This is a genomic window from Pseudomonas sp. 22526, from assembly GCF_052044735.1.
In the GTDB taxonomy this organism is placed as follows: domain Bacteria; phylum Pseudomonadota; class Gammaproteobacteria; order Pseudomonadales; family Pseudomonadaceae; genus Aquipseudomonas; species Aquipseudomonas piscium.
Genome location: NZ_JBQENK010000021.1, coordinates 35,423 through 52,902 on the forward strand (window position 1 = coordinate 35,423; position 17,480 = coordinate 52,902).

At 65.4% G+C, this 17,480-nt stretch carries 16 protein-coding genes; 1 reads left to right on the top strand and 15 read right to left on the bottom strand.

Annotation, left to right across the window (positions count from 1 at the left end):
* Positions 1 to 62 precede the first annotated feature (62 nt).
* The 15 genes from pgaD to ACTJKT_RS25955 all read right to left on the bottom strand — a co-directional run bounded on the left by pgaD (position 63) and on the right by ACTJKT_RS25955 (position 15,874).
* A complete protein-coding gene (pgaD, locus tag ACTJKT_RS25885; RefSeq protein ID WP_440789076.1) occupies positions 63 to 539 on the bottom strand; it encodes a poly-beta-1,6-N-acetyl-D-glucosamine biosynthesis protein PgaD in 477 nt (158 codons plus the stop codon).
* Positions 539 to 1,888, bottom strand: a complete 1,350-nt coding sequence (pgaC, locus tag ACTJKT_RS25890; RefSeq protein WP_097306252.1) for a poly-beta-1,6-N-acetyl-D-glucosamine synthase — start codon at positions 1,886 to 1,888, stop codon at positions 539 to 541. Before pgaC ends, pgaD begins: the two co-directional genes overlap by 1 nt.
* 3 nt (positions 1,889 to 1,891) lie before the next feature.
* Positions 1,892 to 3,889, bottom strand: a complete 1,998-nt coding sequence (gene pgaB, locus ACTJKT_RS25895) for a poly-beta-1,6-N-acetyl-D-glucosamine N-deacetylase PgaB (protein ID WP_440789077.1) — start codon at positions 3,887 to 3,889, stop codon at positions 1,892 to 1,894.
* A 12-nt stretch (positions 3,890 to 3,901) separates the two neighbouring features.
* On the bottom strand, positions 3,902 to 6,379 hold the full coding sequence (gene pgaA / locus ACTJKT_RS25900; RefSeq protein ID WP_440789078.1) for a poly-beta-1,6 N-acetyl-D-glucosamine export porin PgaA: 2,478 nt from the start codon (positions 6,377 to 6,379) through the stop codon (positions 3,902 to 3,904).
* A gap of 313 nt (positions 6,380 to 6,692) precedes the next feature.
* Positions 6,693 to 8,201 carry a YdgA family protein gene (locus tag ACTJKT_RS25905; RefSeq protein ID WP_440789079.1) on the bottom strand — a complete coding sequence of 503 codons (1,509 nt, stop codon included), beginning with the start codon at positions 8,199 to 8,201 and terminating at the stop codon, positions 6,693 to 6,695.
* 331 nt (positions 8,202 to 8,532) lie between these two features.
* A complete protein-coding gene (locus ACTJKT_RS25910) occupies positions 8,533 to 9,174 on the bottom strand; it encodes a hypothetical protein (RefSeq protein ID WP_016705008.1) in 642 nt (213 codons plus the stop codon).
* A 92-nt stretch (positions 9,175 to 9,266) separates the two neighbouring features.
* On the bottom strand, positions 9,267 to 10,715 hold the full coding sequence (locus ACTJKT_RS25915; RefSeq protein WP_440789080.1) for an efflux transporter outer membrane subunit: 1,449 nt from the start codon (positions 10,713 to 10,715) through the stop codon (positions 9,267 to 9,269).
* Positions 10,712 to 11,605 carry an efflux RND transporter periplasmic adaptor subunit gene (locus ACTJKT_RS25920; protein WP_440789081.1) on the bottom strand — a complete coding sequence of 298 codons (894 nt, stop codon included), beginning with the start codon at positions 11,603 to 11,605 and terminating at the stop codon, positions 10,712 to 10,714. The genes ACTJKT_RS25915 and ACTJKT_RS25920 overlap by 4 nt, the downstream gene beginning before the upstream one ends.
* Positions 11,602 to 11,811 (bottom strand): DUF1656 domain-containing protein, encoded by a 210-nt coding sequence (locus ACTJKT_RS25925; protein ID WP_025808541.1) that lies wholly within the window; start codon positions 11,809 to 11,811, stop codon positions 11,602 to 11,604. Before ACTJKT_RS25925 ends, ACTJKT_RS25920 begins: the two co-directional genes overlap by 4 nt.
* Complete coding sequence (locus tag ACTJKT_RS25930; protein WP_440789082.1) at positions 11,808 to 13,892, bottom strand: FUSC family protein; 2,085 nt, start codon at positions 13,890 to 13,892, stop codon at positions 11,808 to 11,810. Before ACTJKT_RS25930 ends, ACTJKT_RS25925 begins: the two co-directional genes overlap by 4 nt.
* Positions 13,889 to 14,317: a MarR family winged helix-turn-helix transcriptional regulator gene (locus ACTJKT_RS25935; protein ID WP_440789083.1), complete on the bottom strand. Its 429-nt coding sequence runs from the start codon at positions 14,315 to 14,317 to the stop codon at positions 13,889 to 13,891. The genes ACTJKT_RS25930 and ACTJKT_RS25935 overlap by 4 nt, the downstream gene beginning before the upstream one ends.
* 124 nt (positions 14,318 to 14,441) lie before the next feature.
* Entirely contained in the window at positions 14,442 to 14,723 is a 282-nt protein-coding gene (locus ACTJKT_RS25940; RefSeq protein ID WP_009041601.1) for a type II toxin-antitoxin system RelE family toxin, read from the bottom strand.
* Positions 14,713 to 14,958 (bottom strand): type II toxin-antitoxin system Phd/YefM family antitoxin, encoded by a 246-nt coding sequence (locus tag ACTJKT_RS25945; RefSeq protein WP_009041600.1) that lies wholly within the window; start codon positions 14,956 to 14,958, stop codon positions 14,713 to 14,715. The genes ACTJKT_RS25940 and ACTJKT_RS25945 overlap by 11 nt, the downstream gene beginning before the upstream one ends.
* A gap of 64 nt (positions 14,959 to 15,022) precedes the next feature.
* Positions 15,023 to 15,268 (bottom strand): DUF2789 domain-containing protein, encoded by a 246-nt coding sequence (locus ACTJKT_RS25950; RefSeq protein WP_440789084.1) that lies wholly within the window; start codon positions 15,266 to 15,268, stop codon positions 15,023 to 15,025.
* A 144-nt stretch (positions 15,269 to 15,412) separates the two neighbouring features.
* Positions 15,413 to 15,874, bottom strand: coding sequence for an aminoacyl-tRNA deacylase (locus tag ACTJKT_RS25955; RefSeq protein ID WP_062824058.1), 462 nt, complete (start codon positions 15,872 to 15,874; stop codon positions 15,413 to 15,415).
* A 223-nt stretch (positions 15,875 to 16,097) separates the two neighbouring features.
* Between ACTJKT_RS25955 and ACTJKT_RS25960 the strand changes: the two genes are divergently transcribed.
* Complete coding sequence (locus ACTJKT_RS25960; protein WP_440789085.1) at positions 16,098 to 17,480, top strand: NfeD family protein; 1,383 nt, start codon at positions 16,098 to 16,100, stop codon at positions 17,478 to 17,480.

The window sequence follows — 17,480 nt, forward strand, 5'->3', positions numbered from 1 at the left end:
CGGGGCTTTTTCCGACGGCAACCGGGATTGTTACCCGGCCGCCCTGGCCCTGCCACCTCCAATCAGCGCTCCACGGAATCCGCCAGCAACGGCGCATGCGGCGGGCGTTCGGCGTTGAGACGGAAGAAGCCGGTGGTGACCAGGCTGATGCCGCCCTCCTCGTCGTTGTGCACCGTCATGGTTCCGGGCTGGCGCATGCGCGCAAAGTTAGCGGCGCTGAGCTTGAAGCTTTCGCTCAGGCGCCGGTCGTCCACCGCCGGCGACGGCAGGCGGCGCCGGGCAAAACTTTTGCTCTTGCGCTGCTGGTAACGCGCCCAGAGGATCAGCACGGCGGCGTTGAGCAGGGCCACCCACAGGTAGATCTGCAAGGTGCCCAGCGCTTCGAGCACGCCGACTTCGATGCGCGGGCCGTCGTGGGTGTCGATCAGCGGCCACAGGCCGCGCACCAGCAGGTACACCAGGCCGATCCAGGCCAGCACGGTGAACGCCGCATCGACGAGCACCAGCAATGGGCGTTGACGGGTTCTGATGATATTCATCAGCGAGCCTCCTCTTCATCATCTATGGGCTTGATGCCACGGTCGGGGCTGACCCAGCGCGCACGCTTCTGGTGTTGGCTGAACAGCACCTTGGGGAAACTCACCAGGGTGGTGAGCAAACTGACGAACCAGAACACCAGGGGGTACCAGACCACCCAGAACATGGTCTTGCCCAAACCCTTTTCATACCGGCGGTCGATCAGGATGCTGACCGCGAACTGCAGCAGGCAGACCATCGCCAGCACCAGCCCGGTAAAGGCCGGCGGCATCAGGCGGTCGACGGCGATGGCTTCGGGCATGACGATGAACTTGCCGACGCCCCAGAAGATCACCGACAGCAGGAAGGTGAAGGCCCAGCCGGTGGACAGGCAGTATTCGAACAAGAGCGGCCACAGGTAGCGGTGGCGCCATTGCCAGATCCCGCGGATGTTCTTGAACAGCACCTCGGCGCCGCCCTGGGCCCAGCGCAGGCGCTGCTTCCACAGGCCGTGCAGGGTTTCCGGCATGAGGATCCAGCACAGCGCCCGCGGCTCGTAGAAGATGCTCCAGTGATCGAGCTGCAGCTTCCAGCTGATGTCGATGTCTTCGGTGATCATGTCCGGGCTCCAGTAGCCGACCCGGTGCAGGGCCGAGCGGCGGAAGGCGACAATCACCCCGGAGACCGTGAAGATCCGCCCGAACACCCGCTGGGTGCGCTTGATCAGGCCGATGATCGAGGAGAACTCGCCCACCTGGACCCGGCCCACCAGGGTCGAACGGGTGCGGATCCGCGGGTTGCCGGTCACCGCGCCCAGGCGCGAATTCTCCAGCAGCGGCGCCACCAGATAGGCCGCGGTGTTCGGCGCCAGCAGCGCGTCACCGTCGATGCACACCAGGTATTCGCTGCGCGCCGCCACAGCGCCCATGCGCAGGGCCACGGCCTTGCCCTGGTTCTCCGCCAGGTGCACCACCCGCAGCCGCGGATCCTCCAGCGCCAGGGCGTCCAGCACTTGCGCGGTGTTGTCCTTGGAGCCGTCGTTGATCGCGATGACTTCGATGTTCGGGTAGTGCTGGGCCAGCGCCGCGTGGATGGTGTCCGCGGCGTTGTCGCCCTCGTTGTAGCAAGGGATCAGGATGCTGATCAGCGGCTCGCCCGCCAGCGCCGGCGGCAAGGTGTCGTCCTTCCAGGGCCAGTGGCGTTCCCAGTGCAGCCAGAAGTACAGGCCGCCGGCGATCCACAGGCCGGACATGAACAGCGGGTAGAAGAACACGAAGTCCATCAGGAACTGGCCGGTCACCAGGAAGATCAGGCCCAGCGGCACACCGAGGACAATCGCCAGAACGAGCAGGGCTAGCAGTCGATCCAACATGATTTAAGGATTCCACTTGGTGGAGAGCGCGGGACGGATGGTCTTCAGGTCCGGCGAGTTCTCGAGAAAGTTATCCGGGTAGTAGCCGAAACTGGTCGCGCCCTGGCGCTTGAGTCGGCCCATCCAGTCGGCCATCTGCGCGGCGTCGATATCGCTCGCCGGTTTTTGCGTCCAGTCCCTGGCCTGCAGTTCGAAGACGGTACGGTTGAGCGCGCCGGGGCGTGCCTTGACGGTGGCCACCAGTTGCTCCAGCCAGGCGCCGGAAGCCTTGCGCTGCTGGCCCTCCATCAACGGCATGGCCATCGGCGCGGTCCAGTCGTAGTTGGCGAGGAAGTCGTCGAGGTTCTGGGCGAACCAGGCTTCGCTCTGCGGGTTGAGCATCGGCTCGGCGAACAGGTTGCGCGCGGTCAGCACCTGCGGCCCACGGATCGCCTTGACCTTGGCGGTCAGCTCATGGGTGAAGTCGATCAGGTAGCGGCTCTTGAAGCGGGTCCAGCGCTGCAGGGTCGCCGGATCGGCGCGCAAGGCGGCGATCGAACCGGGCAGGCCGTTGGCGGCGTAGGTGCGCAGCGCTGCGGGGCTGGCGTCTTCGAAATCGGAGAGCACCGCGTCGTCGTGGTAGAGGATGCCGTCCACCGAGGTCAGGCGCGCCACGTCTTCGTAGATCTCACCGATGATGCGCCGCACCTTCGGGTCGAACGGCGACAGGCGCCGGTACTGGTCAGGGTCGGCCGCGACCTGACCGGTTTCCGGGTCCCAGCGGGTCACGCGGGGCAGGCTCGGGTCGAGGGCGAAACTCAGCACCGGCATCCAGGCAAAGACCTTGACGTTGGCCCGGGTGCGCAGTTGCCAGGCGACCCGGTCGAAGATGTCGGCGCGCACCGGCAGATGACGGTTGGCGAAGTACAGCGAGTGCACCAGGCCATCGCCCTTGGGGTCGGCGAAGGCTTGCAGGAACACCGTGTTCACCCCCAGGTCGGCCATGCGCTGGACCAGCTTGCCGAGGTTGATTTCCTGCTGCTGCGGGTCCGGGTCGTAGACGTTGTCCAGGTCGACATGGGCCACGCGCATGGCGTTACTGGCTTCGACGCCGACGATGCTGTTGGAGAAGTGGATGCCGTCCGGATCCGAGGACACCAGGAACCGCGGGCTGCTCATCAGGTTGTCGAGGGCATCGAGGCCGTCGTCGAGGGTCAGGGCCATGTCGTAGCCCTGCTCGCCCACCACCCGCAGCGCGGTGCCGTCGGCGGCGCCATAGGGCCAGACCCAGACACGCGGGCTGTAGCCGGTGGCGGCGCGGATTTTTTTCGAGATGGCGGCCACGTCGCTGCGCAGGCGCGCCTCGAACTCGGCCTCGCTTTCATAGCGCCCGCTGCTGGCGTCATAACGCCGGGTGGCGGCGGCCGGTTGCAGGTTGCCCTGGGGGTTGGCCAGCACGCCTTTGTGGTTGGCGTCGGTGTGGGCGGCGATTTCCACCAGGCCGGAACGGGAGATCTCGCGGACCTGCTGCCAGGTCAGGAAGTCCGAGCGCTGGCGCGGGGTGCCGGCAAAGTCCACCGGCTGGTTCAGCGGGGTGTCGACCCAGGCCCCCACCGGCGCCAGCAGGGCATGCCAGTTGTAGCTGCGCAGCACCGGCAGCACGCGGGTGTAGAAGCTCGCATAACCGTCGTCGAAGCTCAGCAGCACGGCCTTGGCCGGCAGCTCGGGGCCGCCTTTGCGCGCCGCCATGATCTGGTCCACGGTGACCGGCTGGTAGCCGTTCTCGCGCAGCCAGGCCAGTTGCTCGATCAGGCGTTCGGTACGCACGGCCACCACCGCCTGGTCGGGGTCGCGGTCTTCGACGTCGTGGTAGGCAATGCCCAGCACGTGGTTTTTCGGCCATGGGGTTTCGTTGGCGGGCACAGGGCGCTGCGCCGGCGGCAGGAAATCCGCGGCGGGCTGGGCGCAGGCGCTGAGAATCAGGGCTCCCAGCAGGAGGATGCAACGGGTCATCGGAGGCATCTTCAGACTCTTCTAGAAGCGATAGGTAAGGTCGAGGAGCAGGCGCAGGTCGGTTTCCCGGTCGCCGTCGTAAGGCCGATTGAGCACGCTCAGGGCGGCCCCGGCTTCGAACACGTCGTTCCAGGTCACGCGCTGGCCATAGCTGAGCAGGCCGATCGCCCCGGTGGAGTAATCGCGCTGGCTGTAGGTACCGGCGCCCACCTGGAACTGCTGGCTCCAGGAGGTTTCGTAGCGGTGATAGAGCACGTGGTTGACGTTCACCGTCGGCAGCACCGTGAAGTCCGACTTGGGGTTGAAGTAGGGCGTGTCTTCCTTGGTATTGCGGCTGGCGCCGAGTTCCAGGCCCAGGTCGACCTGCACGTGCGGCGTGGTGTAGACGCCCTCGCGGCCGGTGAGCAGGGCCTCGAAACGGTTGTTGCCGTCGCTGAAATGCGACGGGCTCAGGGCCAACCGCCATTCCCGGCTCTCGTTGGCCCGCCAGCGCAGGAACGCACTGCCGCCATTGGCGTAGATGTTGCTGTTGAGCGCCCGCAGCGGGGTATTGGCCGAGAGGTATTCCAGGCTGCCGCCGTACTGCCAGTGATCGTCGATGTCGCGGGCCAGGGACAACCGCGCGCCCTGCTTGTCGTCGAAGCCGTAGGAGTGGTTGGAGACTTCCGCTTCCAGGGTCATGTCGCGGGTCCGGCGCTCCACGCCGATACGCTGCCAGCGGTGATGCCCGGTGCCTTCCTGGAAGTCGCCGGTGGCATAGCCGAGGCCACCGAACAGCCGCCAGTCTTCATCGATCGGCGGGCTGTAGAGCACCGTCTCGATCCCGAAATCCTTGCTGCCGGAGACCGCGCCGGCACCGTTGTTGCCGCCGCCGTAGCTCTTGCCGCCATAGGTCTCGACCCGCAGCTCGGCCATGTCGTGCACTTGGCGCTGGCGGGCCAGGCGCTGCACCTGGCGGTTGTCGGGATAACGCTGCACCACGTCGTCGGTCAGGGCATCGAGCTGACGCCATTCCTGCAGGTCCTGGGCGGTGTGGCCCTGGGCAACTTCGAGGCCGACATCGCGCGGCGCCATGCTTTCGGTTTCCTTGAGCAGGCCCTCGGCGCGACGCGGCCAGTCCCGGGCCTGGTACAGGTTGGCCTGGGCCACGCGCAGGCCGATATTGCCCGGCGCCTGGTCCACCAGGCTGGCCAGGCGCTGCTCGCTGCCCGGCAGGTCGGCGCTGTAGGTGCCGGACTGCGCGGCGAGCTGCTGGGCGTCCATCCACTCATCGTTGGGGTTGCCCACCGGCAGGCCCTTGAGCTCGACCCGCGGTTTCTGGTTCTTGGCCAGGTCGTCGGCGACCTGTTGCGCCTCCTGCGGGCGATCGCTTTCCAGCAGCGCGTAATACAGCGCGGTGCTGTCTTCGACGCGATCGCTGACATCGGCATCCGGCGCCGCCAGCACCTGGCGATAGAGGTCGCTGGCGATCTCCGGCTGGCGCTGGTCCAGGTAGGAGGCCGCCACCCAACGCCGGGCGTAGGTGGGGATGGCCACGTCTTCGGCGGTCAGCTTGTGGTATTCGTCGATCACCTGGGCAGTGCGCGCCCGGGCCTTGAGCGCACCCATGCGGTCGATGCGCCAGCGGGTCACGTCGTCCTTGGCCGCCGGGTCCGGGGTCCAGGTGGCCAGCAGTTGGTCGTAATCGGCCAGGGCGCGGTCGGCGATGACATAGCGCTCTTTCTCGCTGCGGGTGGCCAGCTCGGCCAGGCGCACGCGCTCGGCGGCCAGGTCGCCTTGCAGACGACGCTCAATCACCGGATCGATCAGCCCCGGGCGCTGGCGGGCCAGGCGCAAGGCCGCTTCCGGCAGGCGTGCCCGTTGCAGGGCGAACAGGTATTCGCGGGCGACTTCCGGCCGGGTGCCGGCGCGGACGAACGCCTGGTCGAACTCGAACAGCGCGTCATACGGCGAACCGGCGCGGGTCAGGGCGTAGCCCAGGGCCAGGCGGCGGGTGGCATCGTCAGGTTTGGCCGCCACCAGCTCGCGGGCACGGCGCACCGCTTCCTCAGGCTTGCCGGCGTCGGCCTGGGTCAGGGCCAGGCCCAGTTGCAGGTCGGGGTTCTGCGGGTCGCGTTCGAGGGCCAGGCGGTACACCTGGATCGCCGAGTCCCAGCGCTGCAGATTGCGGTAGGCACGGGCGGTGGCGGTCAGCGCCTGGATCGGCAGCACCCGGCCACGGGCCTGGGTTTCATAGACATTCACCACCTCGGTGTCGAGGCCGGCCCAGCTGGCGATCTGCAGGTGGTCGCTGACCAGGCCGGTGCTCAGGCGGTCGGCCGGCACCTGGCGCAAATGGCTCAGGGCTGGCGCATAGCTGCCGGCGCGGGCATCGAGGATCAGGCGGTCGTACGCCGGGTCGGCGAGGGCCAGGGTCGGCCACAGCAATTGGCTGCATAACGCCAGGCGGAACAGCGGTCGCAAACCATAAAGGCGAACGGGGTGAACAATGGGCGGCATTTCTTCAGCGTCCTTACATGGCTAGCCGGGGTCTTGTGTCCCCCCGCCTGATACGTGCCAGGAAGCCGAATCAGATGACTCGGCCAGATTGGGGCGGAGTCTTCCACGCAAGGCTGATGCAGATGCGCAAATGCAATATTTCTTCAGATTCGTTTTTTGCCAGAATCCGCGAACGACGTGGCCTGTAGCCATGTTCAAGGAGGCTCTGGGCGGGGATTCTGCCGTCGGCTGCAGGCAAAAAAACGCCCGGCAGATCCGTGCTACGGAGGCCGGGCGTTTCTGGCTGAAAACCCCGTGAAGGGGTTTTCGAGGCTTACTGGATGGTGACCGGTCCCAGTTTGCTCATGACAAAACCGACGAACTGCTCAGGCGTCATTTTCTGGCCGTTGAAGTCCACTTCGTTGTTGGCATAGCGCACCTTGGAAACGATGTCGTTGCCTTCCAGCTTGGCCAACTGGGTACCCAGCGCCATGCCGCTGACCATGTCGGCGGCCATGCTGCCCTGGTCGGCGATCGCCTTGGCATCGGTCACACCGTCCAGTTGTGCCTGCAACGCCGCCACGTCGGCGATCATCGGCTTGGACAGCAGCAGGTTCAGGTTCAGCTGGGTGAGCAGTTGCTTGCTCAGTTCGGCCGGCGGCAGTTCCATGGATTGCGGCTTGTTCAGGTCCACCACCAGGCTCAGGCGGCTTTCGCCGTTGGCGGTCTTGAACGAGAGGTTTTCCAGGGCGATGTGCGGCTGGGCAGCCAGCAGCTTGTCCAGGTCAGCCTTGACCTGGGCCTGCTCGGCCTCGCTCAGGTTCAGCTCAGGGGCTGGCTCACCGGCGGCCTCGGCCTCGGCGACGGCGGCTTCGTAGGGTTGCAGCTTGTTCTGGTAGACCTGCATCAGCGACATGCCGGAGGCGATGTCGAGGTTCTTCATGCTCCAGGCCATTTGCGCCGAACCGACGGCTTTGCCGTTGAGGGCGACTTCGCCGATCTTGTAGTCGGCACGGCCGGCCAGGTGGGCGCCCTGCTCGTCGGTGGCGCTCTTGACCTGCGAATTCTTGAAGCTGAGCACCGACTGTTTCTCGCCGAACGTGGCCTTGGTGCTGGTCAGTTCCAGGGTATTGTCGCCGACGTAGAAGCCATAGTTGCTCTTGGTCAGGTTGCTGGCCAGGGTCAGGCCGTTGAGCTCGACCTGCACCGGGGTCTGGTCCTCGGCGACGCTGTTGAGCTTGAGGCTGTCCATGTAGCCTTCGGCCTTGACCTTCTGCGCTTCGGCGCTGGTCGAGAGGTCCAGCTTCAGGCCGGAGAACTTGAGGGTCGACTTGTCATCCAGGGCCGTCTCCAGCGGCAGCAACTCCAGGTTGCCGGTGGCGGAGCGGTCGTAACCCAGGTTGACCACGCCCTTGAGCGGGGAAACATCCTTGGTGGCGGCGAACCATTTCTCGGTCAGGGTGTTCTTTTCCAGCTCGTAGTGACTGGTGGCCATGACCGGCAGCCATTTCAGGGTCATCAGGCGCGAGAACGGCAGCGGGCCGTGTTCGATGCGGTCGACGAACACCAGTTCGACGCCCTCGGCGCTGTCGCCGAACATCTCGCCCTGGCCCTTGAGGCGGTAGCGCGCGGTGCTGCTGAACAGATTGCGCTCCAGCGATACCAGCTCCAGGCTGGCGGTACCGTTGGAACCGACCATGGCGGCCTGGAGTTCCTTGTTGGCGTCGGCGATAGAGGTTTGCAGCACCCCTTCCAGCTTGGTCCCGGTATACCAGGCGCCGCCGGCGCTGATAGCGCCCACCGCGACGACGATTCCTAACAGTACGCCTGCTGATTTATTCATTATTTGACCCGATCGATCCGTTGTTGAATGTGTGGTCGTCTTCCCTGAACCCGGCACGGGTTGTGGCTCGACTGTGCGTAAAACTGCCGAAGATTAGCACCGGCCAGGCCAGGCGGCCCAACCTTTCCATGTGAAAAGTAGTGAACAGGCGAAGGCAAAACACACCCTGTAGCCGCTGCCGAGCGTGCGAGGCTGCGACCGGTTGCGAAGCAACCGCAAAGTCTGAATCTGCGATCTACCTGAAAAAATGCGTCGCCTGGTCTACGACTGCTGCGCAGTCGATCGCAGGCTGCGCCAGCGGCTACAGGGTTTCCGTGCCTCCCTTCGGCCGCTACGCATGTTCGGAGTATTCGACTTCCAATGCGTCGAGCTGGTGATCGAAGCTTTTCAGGCGGGCGGTCCAGGTGTAGACCAGCACTTCGAAATCCCGGTTGATCACCGCGCCGCCCGGCGTTTCCGAACGCGGGTCGCAGAAGTCCAGTTGATAACGTTCGCGGGCCATGGCGGCGGCGACGTCGGACAGCTCGCGGGCATTGTTCAGCCAGTGGCGACCGTCCGCGGCCTGTTTATCCAGCAGTACGCATTGTTTTTTCAGGGCTTCGAGGCTTTTTTCCAGGGGGGTGCCGGTCAACTCGCCCATGACTTCCTGGAAGGTCCGCCCCGGCTGCCAGTAACTGCCCCAGAAGTAACGGTCGAACACGGTTTCGACCCGGCGCAGGGCGACTTTGGTGTCCCAGATCGCCACCAGGGTCTTGCCCTGCTCCAGCTGTTTTTTCTTGATTTTCTGGGTCTGGAACGACGTCCAGGCAACGAAGACGATGGCGCTCACCGCAATCAGCGCGCTGGCGCTGTCGAGAAAGATCATTGCCTTGTCGATCTGGTGCGCCAGCATGACACCGTAGAAATAAGTCGCAGAAAGCAGCACCAGTGCAACGATGGCGCACCAGAAGCCGAGAGCATAAGGGTTTTTCATTATTCGAATCCCCATGACCATCACGTGCCTGACCGCTGGCCGAGCACTGGACGCAAGGTGCTCACCCAACTGATCAAAGCATAGCAACGGCCTCAGGGTTTGCCGGGGTTCGAGGCTTGCGTTCGTCCGCTTTCCCAGCCACCGCCCAGGGCCAGGAACAGGTCGATCTGACTCATCGCCACCTGGGTGTTGGCCGCCGCCAGCTGGGCCCGTACGTCGGTGTAAGTGCGGGTCGCCTGCAGGTCGGCGAGGAAGGATTCGCGGCCGGCCTGGAAGAAGCGATGGGTCTGGTCGGCGGCCTGCCGCGCCGACTGCTCGGCATCGGCCAGGGCGTCACGGCGTTGCAGCTGGGCGCTGTATTGGGCCAGGCCGGTCTGGGTTTCGCGGATGGCGTTGAGCACCACCCCGTCGAAATGCGCCAGGGCGCCCTGGCTGGCGGCTTCGGCCTCATGAATGCGTTCGCGGGCGCCGTTGGCCGGTACCGTCCAGCTGATCAGCGGGCCAAAGCCCCAGCGGTTGGTGGAGGGTTTGCCGAGGTTGTCGACGATGCCCACGGTGCCGACGGTCGCGCCGATGCTGATGTCGGGGTACAGGGCGCCGGTGGCCACGCCGATTTCCGCGGTGGCGGCGGCCAGCCGGCGCTCAGCCTGGCGCACATCCGGACGGCGCTTGAGCAGCGCCGCACCGTCACCCACCGGCAACAATTGCGCAATGTGCGGCAACTCGGCGCAACTGCCGGTGCCGGCGGGCAGTTGTTCCACCGGTTTGGCCAGCAGCATCGACAGGCGGAACAGCGCCGACTGGCGTGCTGCCTCGTAGCGCGGCAGTTCGGCGCGCAGGGACTTGAACTGGGTCTGGGAACGGGTGACCTGGGTTTCGTCGCCACGCCCGGCGTCGCGCAGGCGCTGGGTGAGTTCGGTGCTCTGGGCTTGCAGGCTCAGGGAATGCTCGGCGATCTCGCGCTCTTCGTTGGCCGCGCAGACCTGCGTGTAGGCCCGCACCACATCCGCCACCAGGGTGATACGCGCAGTGTCTGCCGCCGCCTGGGTCGCATCGGCGTTGGCCTTGGCCGCCTCGATGCCGCGTTGCAGGGTGCCGAACAGGTCGAACTGATAAGAGGTGCTGACGGACAGGTTGCCGACGTTGGCCACCGGCACTTTCTCCGGCAGCAGGAAGGCTTCGCCGGACTCCTGCAAACGCTCGACCCCGGCCTTGACCCCACCGCTCCAGCCACCGGCCGCCTGGGCCTCGTCGACCTGGGCGCGGGCCCGCGCCAGGTTGGCCGCCGCCACCCGCAGGTCGGTGTTGGAGGCCATGGCCTGCTGCACCAGCTGGTCCAGGCGCGGGTCCTGGTACAAGCGCCACCAGTCCGCCGGGACCGGCGCCGAGACCACGCTGTCGCTCGAACCGGCCAGGTCGCCCTGCAAATCGCTGCGATGCAGCGCCGCGTCTTGCGGCAGCTGGTAGTCCGGGCCGACCATCTGGCAGGCCGACAGCAGCAGACCGAGCCCGGCCGTGGCCAAACGCGCAGCCGTGTTCATTGCGCCGGCTCCGACCGGGTTTGCGACTCGTCGATGATCGACACCGTGGCGGTACGCCCGGCGATCATGCGGAAGTCTTCCGGCACCTCGTCGAAGGCAATGCGCACCGGAATCCGCTGGGCCAGGCGCACCCAGCTGAAGGCCGGGTTGACGTTGGGCAGCAGGTTGGAGCCGCTGCTGCGGTCGCGGTCCTCGATGCCGGCGACGATGCTTTCGACATGCCCGCGCAGCCGCGCGCGATCGCCGATCACCCGGATATCGACGCTCTGGCCGATATGAATGCCGTCGAGCTTGGTTTCTTCGAAATACCCGTCGATGTGGAAGGAGTTGCTGTCCACCACCGACAACACCGGGCGACCGGCGGTGACGAACTCCTGGGTGCGTGGCGCGCGGTCGTTGACGTAGCCATCCACCGGACTGCGGATCACCGAACGGTCGAGGTTCAGCTGGGCGCTGTCCACCGCCACCTGGGCTTCGGCCAGGGCCGACTGGGCACGGGCCACGCGGGACTGGCTTTCTTCCAGCTGCTCGCGCGGCACCAGGTTGCCCAGGCCGAGGTTGCGCTTGGCCTCGCGCTGGGCCTGGGCCAGGGTTTCCTGGCGGTCGGCCAGGGACGCCTTGGCCTGGCGCAGGGCCAGGCTGAAGCGGTCCTGGTCGATGCTGAACAGCACCTGGCCGCGCTTGACCAGCTGGTTGTCACGCACCTGCACCTGCTGGATCAGCCCGGAGACGTCCGGGGCGATCTGCACGATGTCGGCACGGATATGCCCGTCCCGGGTCCAGGGCGCGAACATGTAGTACATCACCATGCGCCAGACCACCACGACCGCGAAGCTCACCACCAGCAACGTCAGGACCACACGGCCAATGGTCAATAAAGGTTTTTTCATGTCATCAGGTATCGACTGAGTGAGTCCACGGCGCCGAGCAGCAAAGCGTACAGACCAACGTTGAACAAAGCCCGGTGCCAGACCAGGCGATAAAAATGCAGGCGCGTCAGCAGCCCGTGGACCACCAGGTACAAGCCATAGGTAATGCCCATCAGCACCAGCAGCGTGGGCAGGAACACCCCGCTGATATCCAGGTCACCGATCATAAAGGCGCTCCATCGATGCCATGGGGCAGCGGTTCCTCAAGCTCGCCACCGCCGACAAATTCCACGCCGGGCAGCAGGGCCAGGCGCAGGCCGCTGAGGGCGTGTAGCAGGTGCAAACGGGTTTCGCGGTCGTCCTGGCTGTGGGCATCCAGGGTGCGGCGGGTGCGGTCCAGGGTCATCAGCAGGCCGCTCGGCGCCGGCAGGCGTTCGCCGGCCTTGAGGCAGGCCTTGAAGTAGGCGCCGACCTCGGCCACCACCTGGCGCAACAGCTCCTGCGCGTTGCCCTGGGCCCGCGGGGCATAGGCCAGCAGGTCCAGCAGGTTCAGGCCGACCCGCACTTCGCGCAGGGCGGCGCCGGTGTCCTGGCCGGTCATGGCCAGCCGCGGCAGGTGCTGCATCAGGCGGTCGAGCATCTGCACGCCTAAGTGCCGGTGTTCGGCCAGGTTGGCCGGCTCGGTCATGCCGACGATGTCCTGCCAGCTGAAACGGGTCAGGCGCTTGGCCGCCAGTTCCGAGCCGAACGGCCGCGCGACCAGGGTCCAGACAAAGGCGAACAGCAAGCCCATGGGCCCGGCCAGGTTGGAGTTGGCGAAGCTCATGAAGTCGGCATCGTAGGCGCCCTGGATGCTGATGAAGGACGAGGTGTTGACGATGGTCAGCAGCATGCCCAGGTAAAAGCGCGGCTGTACCGTCAGGGTGCCAACGCAGATGAAGGGCACGGCGAAGGCCAGCACCAGCATCGGGAAATCGTGCAGGTTGGGCAGGATCAGGAACAGGTAGAGGCTGGCGAACAGCACCGACATCGCGGTCCAGAAGAAGAACCGGTAGATCTGCGGCGCCGGGTCGTCCATCGAGGCGAAGAAGCTGCAGGCCACCGCCGCCAGGATCACCGCGCTGCCGCCATCGGTCCAGCCCAGCAGGATCCACAGCACCGAGGCGACGATGATCGCCAGCACGGTAGAAGCCACCGAATACAGCATCAGCCCGCGGTCGAGGAACGGCGTCAGGCGGCCCAGGCGCCAGTGGCGATAGACCGCGCGCCAGATGTCCTGGCTTTCGCATTGGATGGCGTGTTGCAGGCTGCGACAGTCCTGCCACAGGTCGATCCACTCGCCGAGGCGGTACAGGGCGTTGGAAAACAGCAGCTGGCGCCGGTCGTCGAGGGCTTCGGCGTCGGGTTGCAGCGCTTCGAGCTGGCCGCGCAGGGCCTGCCAGCGCTCGACCGACGCACCCTGGGCGGTGCTTTCCAGCCATTCGCCGGCCTGGGCCAGCAGCGGCGCGAACTGCTCCACCAGCTCCGGGGTGCGCCGCTCCAGGGCGTACAGGGCATCGTCCAGGGCGTCCACCACAGGCAGCAGGTGGATCATGCGCCCGCGCAGTTCCTTGGTATTGCGCACGGTCTGCGGGCGCGCGCCTTCGTGGGGCAACTGGCCGATCATCAGCTCCAGGCTGTTGAAGGTGGCGACCATGGACGCGCGCAAGGCGCTGACTTCCTCGGGTTGCACATTGCGGGCGAGAAAACGCTGGCTGTAGGTGGACGCATCGGCGAACCATTTGCCCGCCGAGTCGACGAACACCGGCGCCAGCCGCCGTGGCCAGAACATGCTGCCGACCACGGCCGCGCAGACGATGCCGAGGAAGATCTCCTCGGTGCGGGCCTCCGCCACATCCCACACCCCCAACGGGTTATCCACCACCGGCAGGGCGATCAGCGGCAAGGTGTAGCCGGCCAGCATCAGTGCGTAGCTGTTGGCGGTGCGCAGGTGCAGGGACAGGAACAGCAGGATCCCGGTCCACAGGGCGATGATCACCACCAGCAGATAGGGGCTCTGCACGAACATCGGCACGAACAGCACCGCCGCCGAGGCGCCGAGCAAGGTGCCGATGGCGCGGTACAGCGCCTTGGAACTGGTGGGCCCGACGAACGGGCTGGAGACGATATACACCGTGGCCATCGCCCAGTACGGACGCGGCATCTGCATAAGCATGGCGATGTACAGGGCAATCATCGACGCGGCAAAGGTGCGCACGCCGTAGAACCAGTCGCGTGCCGGCGGCACCCCGGTAAAAAATCCGCTCAAGAAGGCACCGCCGGTAGCTGGGCAGCCGACTCGAAAGCGCGGATCACCTTCAACGCGGCCTCCAGGTCCGCCACTGTGATGCCTTCCAGCACCTCGCGGCGCAGCCGCACCAGCTCGGCTTCCACCGACTGCACCAGTTCGCGGCCGGTGTCGGTCAGGCTCAGGCATTTGGCCCGGCGATCGTGGGGATCTTCAGTGCGTATGGCGTAACCGGCGCTGCACAGCTGATCCAGCAGACGCACCAGGGACGGGCTTTCCATCCCCGCCGCCTGCGCCACCGTCACCTGGCGCACGCCCTCGCCCAGGCGCCCGATCATCAGCAGGGGCACGGCGCAGGCTTCGGAGATTCCATAGTTGACCAGCGTGCTCTGGCAGATCCGCCGCCAATGCCGGGCGGCGACCACCATGCCACTGCTGATATTCATCTGGAGTGATTCGAGAGAGTCGGGCAAAGGAAAGTTCGCACACAGTTAGTTGGCTAACTATTAATGCTGCACGAATTTCAGTCAAGTTTTGAAACAATTGAGCGATCGCTGACCGGAAAACGCCTCAGCGCTTTCGTGCCCGCTCATACACCGCACTGCGTTCACGTTTGCCCACGGCCACCACCGAAACTACGACCTGATCCTCGATCACTTGGTAAACCAAGCGATAGCCGGAGGCTTTGAGTTTGATCTTGTAGCAGTCCGCCATACCGTGAAGAGCGTCGGCGGGCACCCGCGGCATTTCCAGGCGCTCGGCCAGCTTCTTCTTGAATTGCTCGCGGAGGGTATGACCGAGCTTGTCCCATTCCTTGCGCGCCGAAGGCAGGAACTGGAGCTTATAAGTCATCCAGATTTACCGGGACCGGGGTCTCGTGACGACGGGCACGGACAATCTCCGCCAGTTCAAGATCGTCAAGACGCTCCATCATGGCTTCAAACACGTCGGCCGGGACCATATAGCCCATGACCCGATTGTGATTGAGCACCGCAACCGGACCACCCTGTGCGCCGCTCAGGACAGCCGAAGGATTTTTTTTCAGTTCAGACACGCTGACAGCTTTATCAGCCAATACGCTTTGCATAATTAAGACCTCTAAATTGGTCTTAATTCTGGTCTATTTCCATGACGACATCAATCCACTCGCCTCAAACACCCCGCCCCTTCCTCAGCAGCACATCCAGCTGATCCACCACTTCCGCCCAGTCGGCGTCGTCGAGGATCTCGGTGCGCAGGAAATCCGCCTGGCTGGGGGTCCAGAAGAAGGCATCCGCCAGGTGCAGCTCCGGCTTGAGCGGTGAATGGGTGGCGATGAAACGGTCGATGTCCACGGGGTCGTCGGACAAGCCGAGTTGTTTGAACAGGGCGGGCAGGCTGTGGGATGGGGATTCCATGGGGGCTCCTGAATGGGTTGGGCGTTGGTTGGGCGACTGCTGCGCAGTCGATCGCGAGCACGACGGATCGCCGCCCGCTCGCTCCTACTCATCTTTGCAGGAGCGAGCTTGCTCGCGAAAGGTTGGTACAGGCGCCGACCGACGCTAGTAGCTGACCTCGCACACCTCGGCATGAGGCACCATTTTCAGGTACTCGTCCATGCTCAGATGCACCAGGTTGTTGTGGTTGCCGGCTTCCAGGTAGATGTCTTTCTGCCGGGTCAGCAGCGGATCGATCACCACGTCCAGGCCATAGGATTCGCCCAGGGCCGGTACCGCGCCGCGTTCGCAATCGTTGAACAGATGCGCCAGGGTGCTTTCCCGGGTGATCTGCCATTCGTTGCTGCCGCGCACCTTGCTCAGATCCAGGTGGCGGCTGGCCGGCAGCACGGCCATCAGGTAGTGGCCGTGACTATCGTCGAGGATCACCGACTTGGCCACGCGCTCGGCGGGAACTCCCGCTACCCGGGCGGTCTCCAGGCTGCTCGACGAATGTGGATGAGCCACCACGTCAAAATCGCAATGCGCCTGTTCCAGGCTGCGTTGCACGGTTCTTGCCATACGCATGATGCACCTCGGTGTCCTGAACGGCTTCGCAGGACTATGGGTTAACAACTGTCACTCCCTCCCCAAAGTCTAGGCCGCGCCGCCCTCGCCTACTGACGAACTTCCGAACGGCACGCAAGCGTGAAACTGCTCAGAATTCGCTCAATCCCACGCTCTACTAGACTCAAGGACAAAGCCAGCGAACGGCTGACAACCGAGACACATGACTCTCCAGGAGGGTCGGATGAACGGGCGTGGGTGGCGGGCAACATTGAAAGGGCTGCTGCTGGGTGTGCTGATCGGCGTGCCGACCGGGCACGCCCAGGCCGTGAAGCCGGTGGTGGTGCTCACGGTCAGCGATGTGATCAGCCCCGCCAGCGCCGACTACGTGGTGCGCGGCCTGGACAAGGCCGCCGACGAACAAGCCCAACTGGTGGTGCTGGGCATCGACACCCCGGGCGGCCTCGACACCTCGATGCGCTCGATCATCAAGGCGATCCTCGCCAGCCCGGTGCCGGTGGCCAGTTACGTCGCCCCCAGTGGCGCCCGCGCCGCCAGCGCCGGCACCTACATCCTGTATGCCAGCCATATCGCCGCCATGGCCCCGGGCACCAACCTCGGGGCCGCCACCCCGGTGCGGGTCGGCATGCCGGGGCAGCCCGACCCGGGCAATCCGCCCGCCGCGCCGCGCTCGGACAAGAACCCGGAACCGGAGCCCGACACCCTCAGCCAGAAGCAGATCAACGACGCCGCGGCCTATATCCGTGGCCTGGCGCAATTGCGCGGACGCAACGTCGAATGGGCGGAACAGGCTGTGCGCGAGGCCGTCAGCCTGCCGGCCCAGGAAGCCTTGAAGCTGAAGGTGGTCGACTATGTCGCGGATGACCTGGGCGGACTGCTCAAGCAACTCGACGGCAAGCTCCTCATCGCCGCCGGCCAGGCGGTGCAGCTGCATACCCTGGGGGCGGCGGTGATCCATCACGACCCGGACTGGCGCACGCAGCTGCTGTCGGTCATCACCCACCCCAGCGTCGCGCTGATCCTGATGATGATCGGCATCTACGGGCTGTTCTTCGAGTTCGTCAACCCGGGCACCGCGGTGCCCGGCGTGCTCGGCGGCATCTGCCTGCTGCTGGGCTTGTATGCCTTGCAGCTGCTGCCGGTGAACTACGCCGGCGTGGCCCTGATCCTGCTGGGCATCGCCTTCATGGTCGCCGAAGCCTTTCTACCGACCTTCGGCGTCATCGGCTTCGGCGGCATCGTCTCCTTTGTGGTCGGCGCGGTGATCCTGATGGACACCGATGTCCCGGGCTATGGCATTCCCCTGCCGCTCATCGTCAGCCTGGCAGTGATCAGTGCGCTGCTCCTGGCGACGCTGGCGAGCATGGCGGTGCGCGCACGACAGCGCCAGCAGGTGGCGGGCGACGCGGGGCTGGTGGGCAGTGTCACGGCGATCACCGCGGTGCAAGCGGGCAACCCTTACAACGGCTGGGTGCTGTTGCAGGGCGAACACTGGCAGGTCCTGAGCGCAACGCCGCTGCAAACCGGGCAATGGGTACGGGTGGTGGCGCGCAAGGGGCTGCTTCTGGAAGTGACGACGGCCGAGGCCACGTCGCGAGGAGGATGA

What these genes read in the sequence shown, in the direction of transcription:
- pgaD (WP_440789076.1), bottom strand. Translation starts at nt 539, where the DNA reads ATGAATATCATCAGAACCCGTCAACGCCCATTGCTGGTGCTCGTCGAT.
- pgaC (WP_097306252.1), bottom strand. Translation starts at nt 1,888, where the DNA reads ATGTTGGATCGACTGCTAGCCCTGCTCGTTCTGGCGATTGTCCTCGGT.
- pgaB (WP_440789077.1), bottom strand. Translation starts at nt 3,889, where the DNA reads ATGCCTCCGATGACCCGTTGCATCCTCCTGCTGGGAGCCCTGATTCTC.
- pgaA (WP_440789078.1), bottom strand. Translation starts at nt 6,379, where the DNA reads ATGCCGCCCATTGTTCACCCCGTTCGCCTTTATGGTTTGCGACCGCTG.
- ACTJKT_RS25905 (WP_440789079.1), bottom strand. Translation starts at nt 8,201, where the DNA reads ATGAATAAATCAGCAGGCGTACTGTTAGGAATCGTCGTCGCGGTGGGC.
- ACTJKT_RS25910 (WP_016705008.1), bottom strand. Translation starts at nt 9,174, where the DNA reads ATGAAAAACCCTTATGCTCTCGGCTTCTGGTGCGCCATCGTTGCACTG.
- ACTJKT_RS25915 (WP_440789080.1), bottom strand. Translation starts at nt 10,715, where the DNA reads ATGAACACGGCTGCGCGTTTGGCCACGGCCGGGCTCGGTCTGCTGCTG.
- ACTJKT_RS25920 (WP_440789081.1), bottom strand. Translation starts at nt 11,605, where the DNA reads ATGAAAAAACCTTTATTGACCATTGGCCGTGTGGTCCTGACGTTGCTG.
- ACTJKT_RS25925 (WP_025808541.1), bottom strand. Translation starts at nt 11,811, where the DNA reads ATGATCGGTGACCTGGATATCAGCGGGGTGTTCCTGCCCACGCTGCTG.
- ACTJKT_RS25935 (WP_440789083.1), bottom strand. Translation starts at nt 14,317, where the DNA reads ATGAATATCAGCAGTGGCATGGTGGTCGCCGCCCGGCATTGGCGGCGG.
- ACTJKT_RS25940 (WP_009041601.1), bottom strand. Translation starts at nt 14,723, where the DNA reads ATGACTTATAAGCTCCAGTTCCTGCCTTCGGCGCGCAAGGAATGGGAC.
- ACTJKT_RS25945 (WP_009041600.1), bottom strand. Translation starts at nt 14,958, where the DNA reads ATGCAAAGCGTATTGGCTGATAAAGCTGTCAGCGTGTCTGAACTGAAA.
- ACTJKT_RS25950 (WP_440789084.1), bottom strand. Translation starts at nt 15,268, where the DNA reads ATGGAATCCCCATCCCACAGCCTGCCCGCCCTGTTCAAACAACTCGGC.
- ACTJKT_RS25955 (WP_062824058.1), bottom strand. Translation starts at nt 15,874, where the DNA reads ATGCGTATGGCAAGAACCGTGCAACGCAGCCTGGAACAGGCGCATTGC.
- ACTJKT_RS25960 (WP_440789085.1), top strand. Translation starts at nt 16,098, where the DNA reads ATGAACGGGCGTGGGTGGCGGGCAACATTGAAAGGGCTGCTGCTGGGT.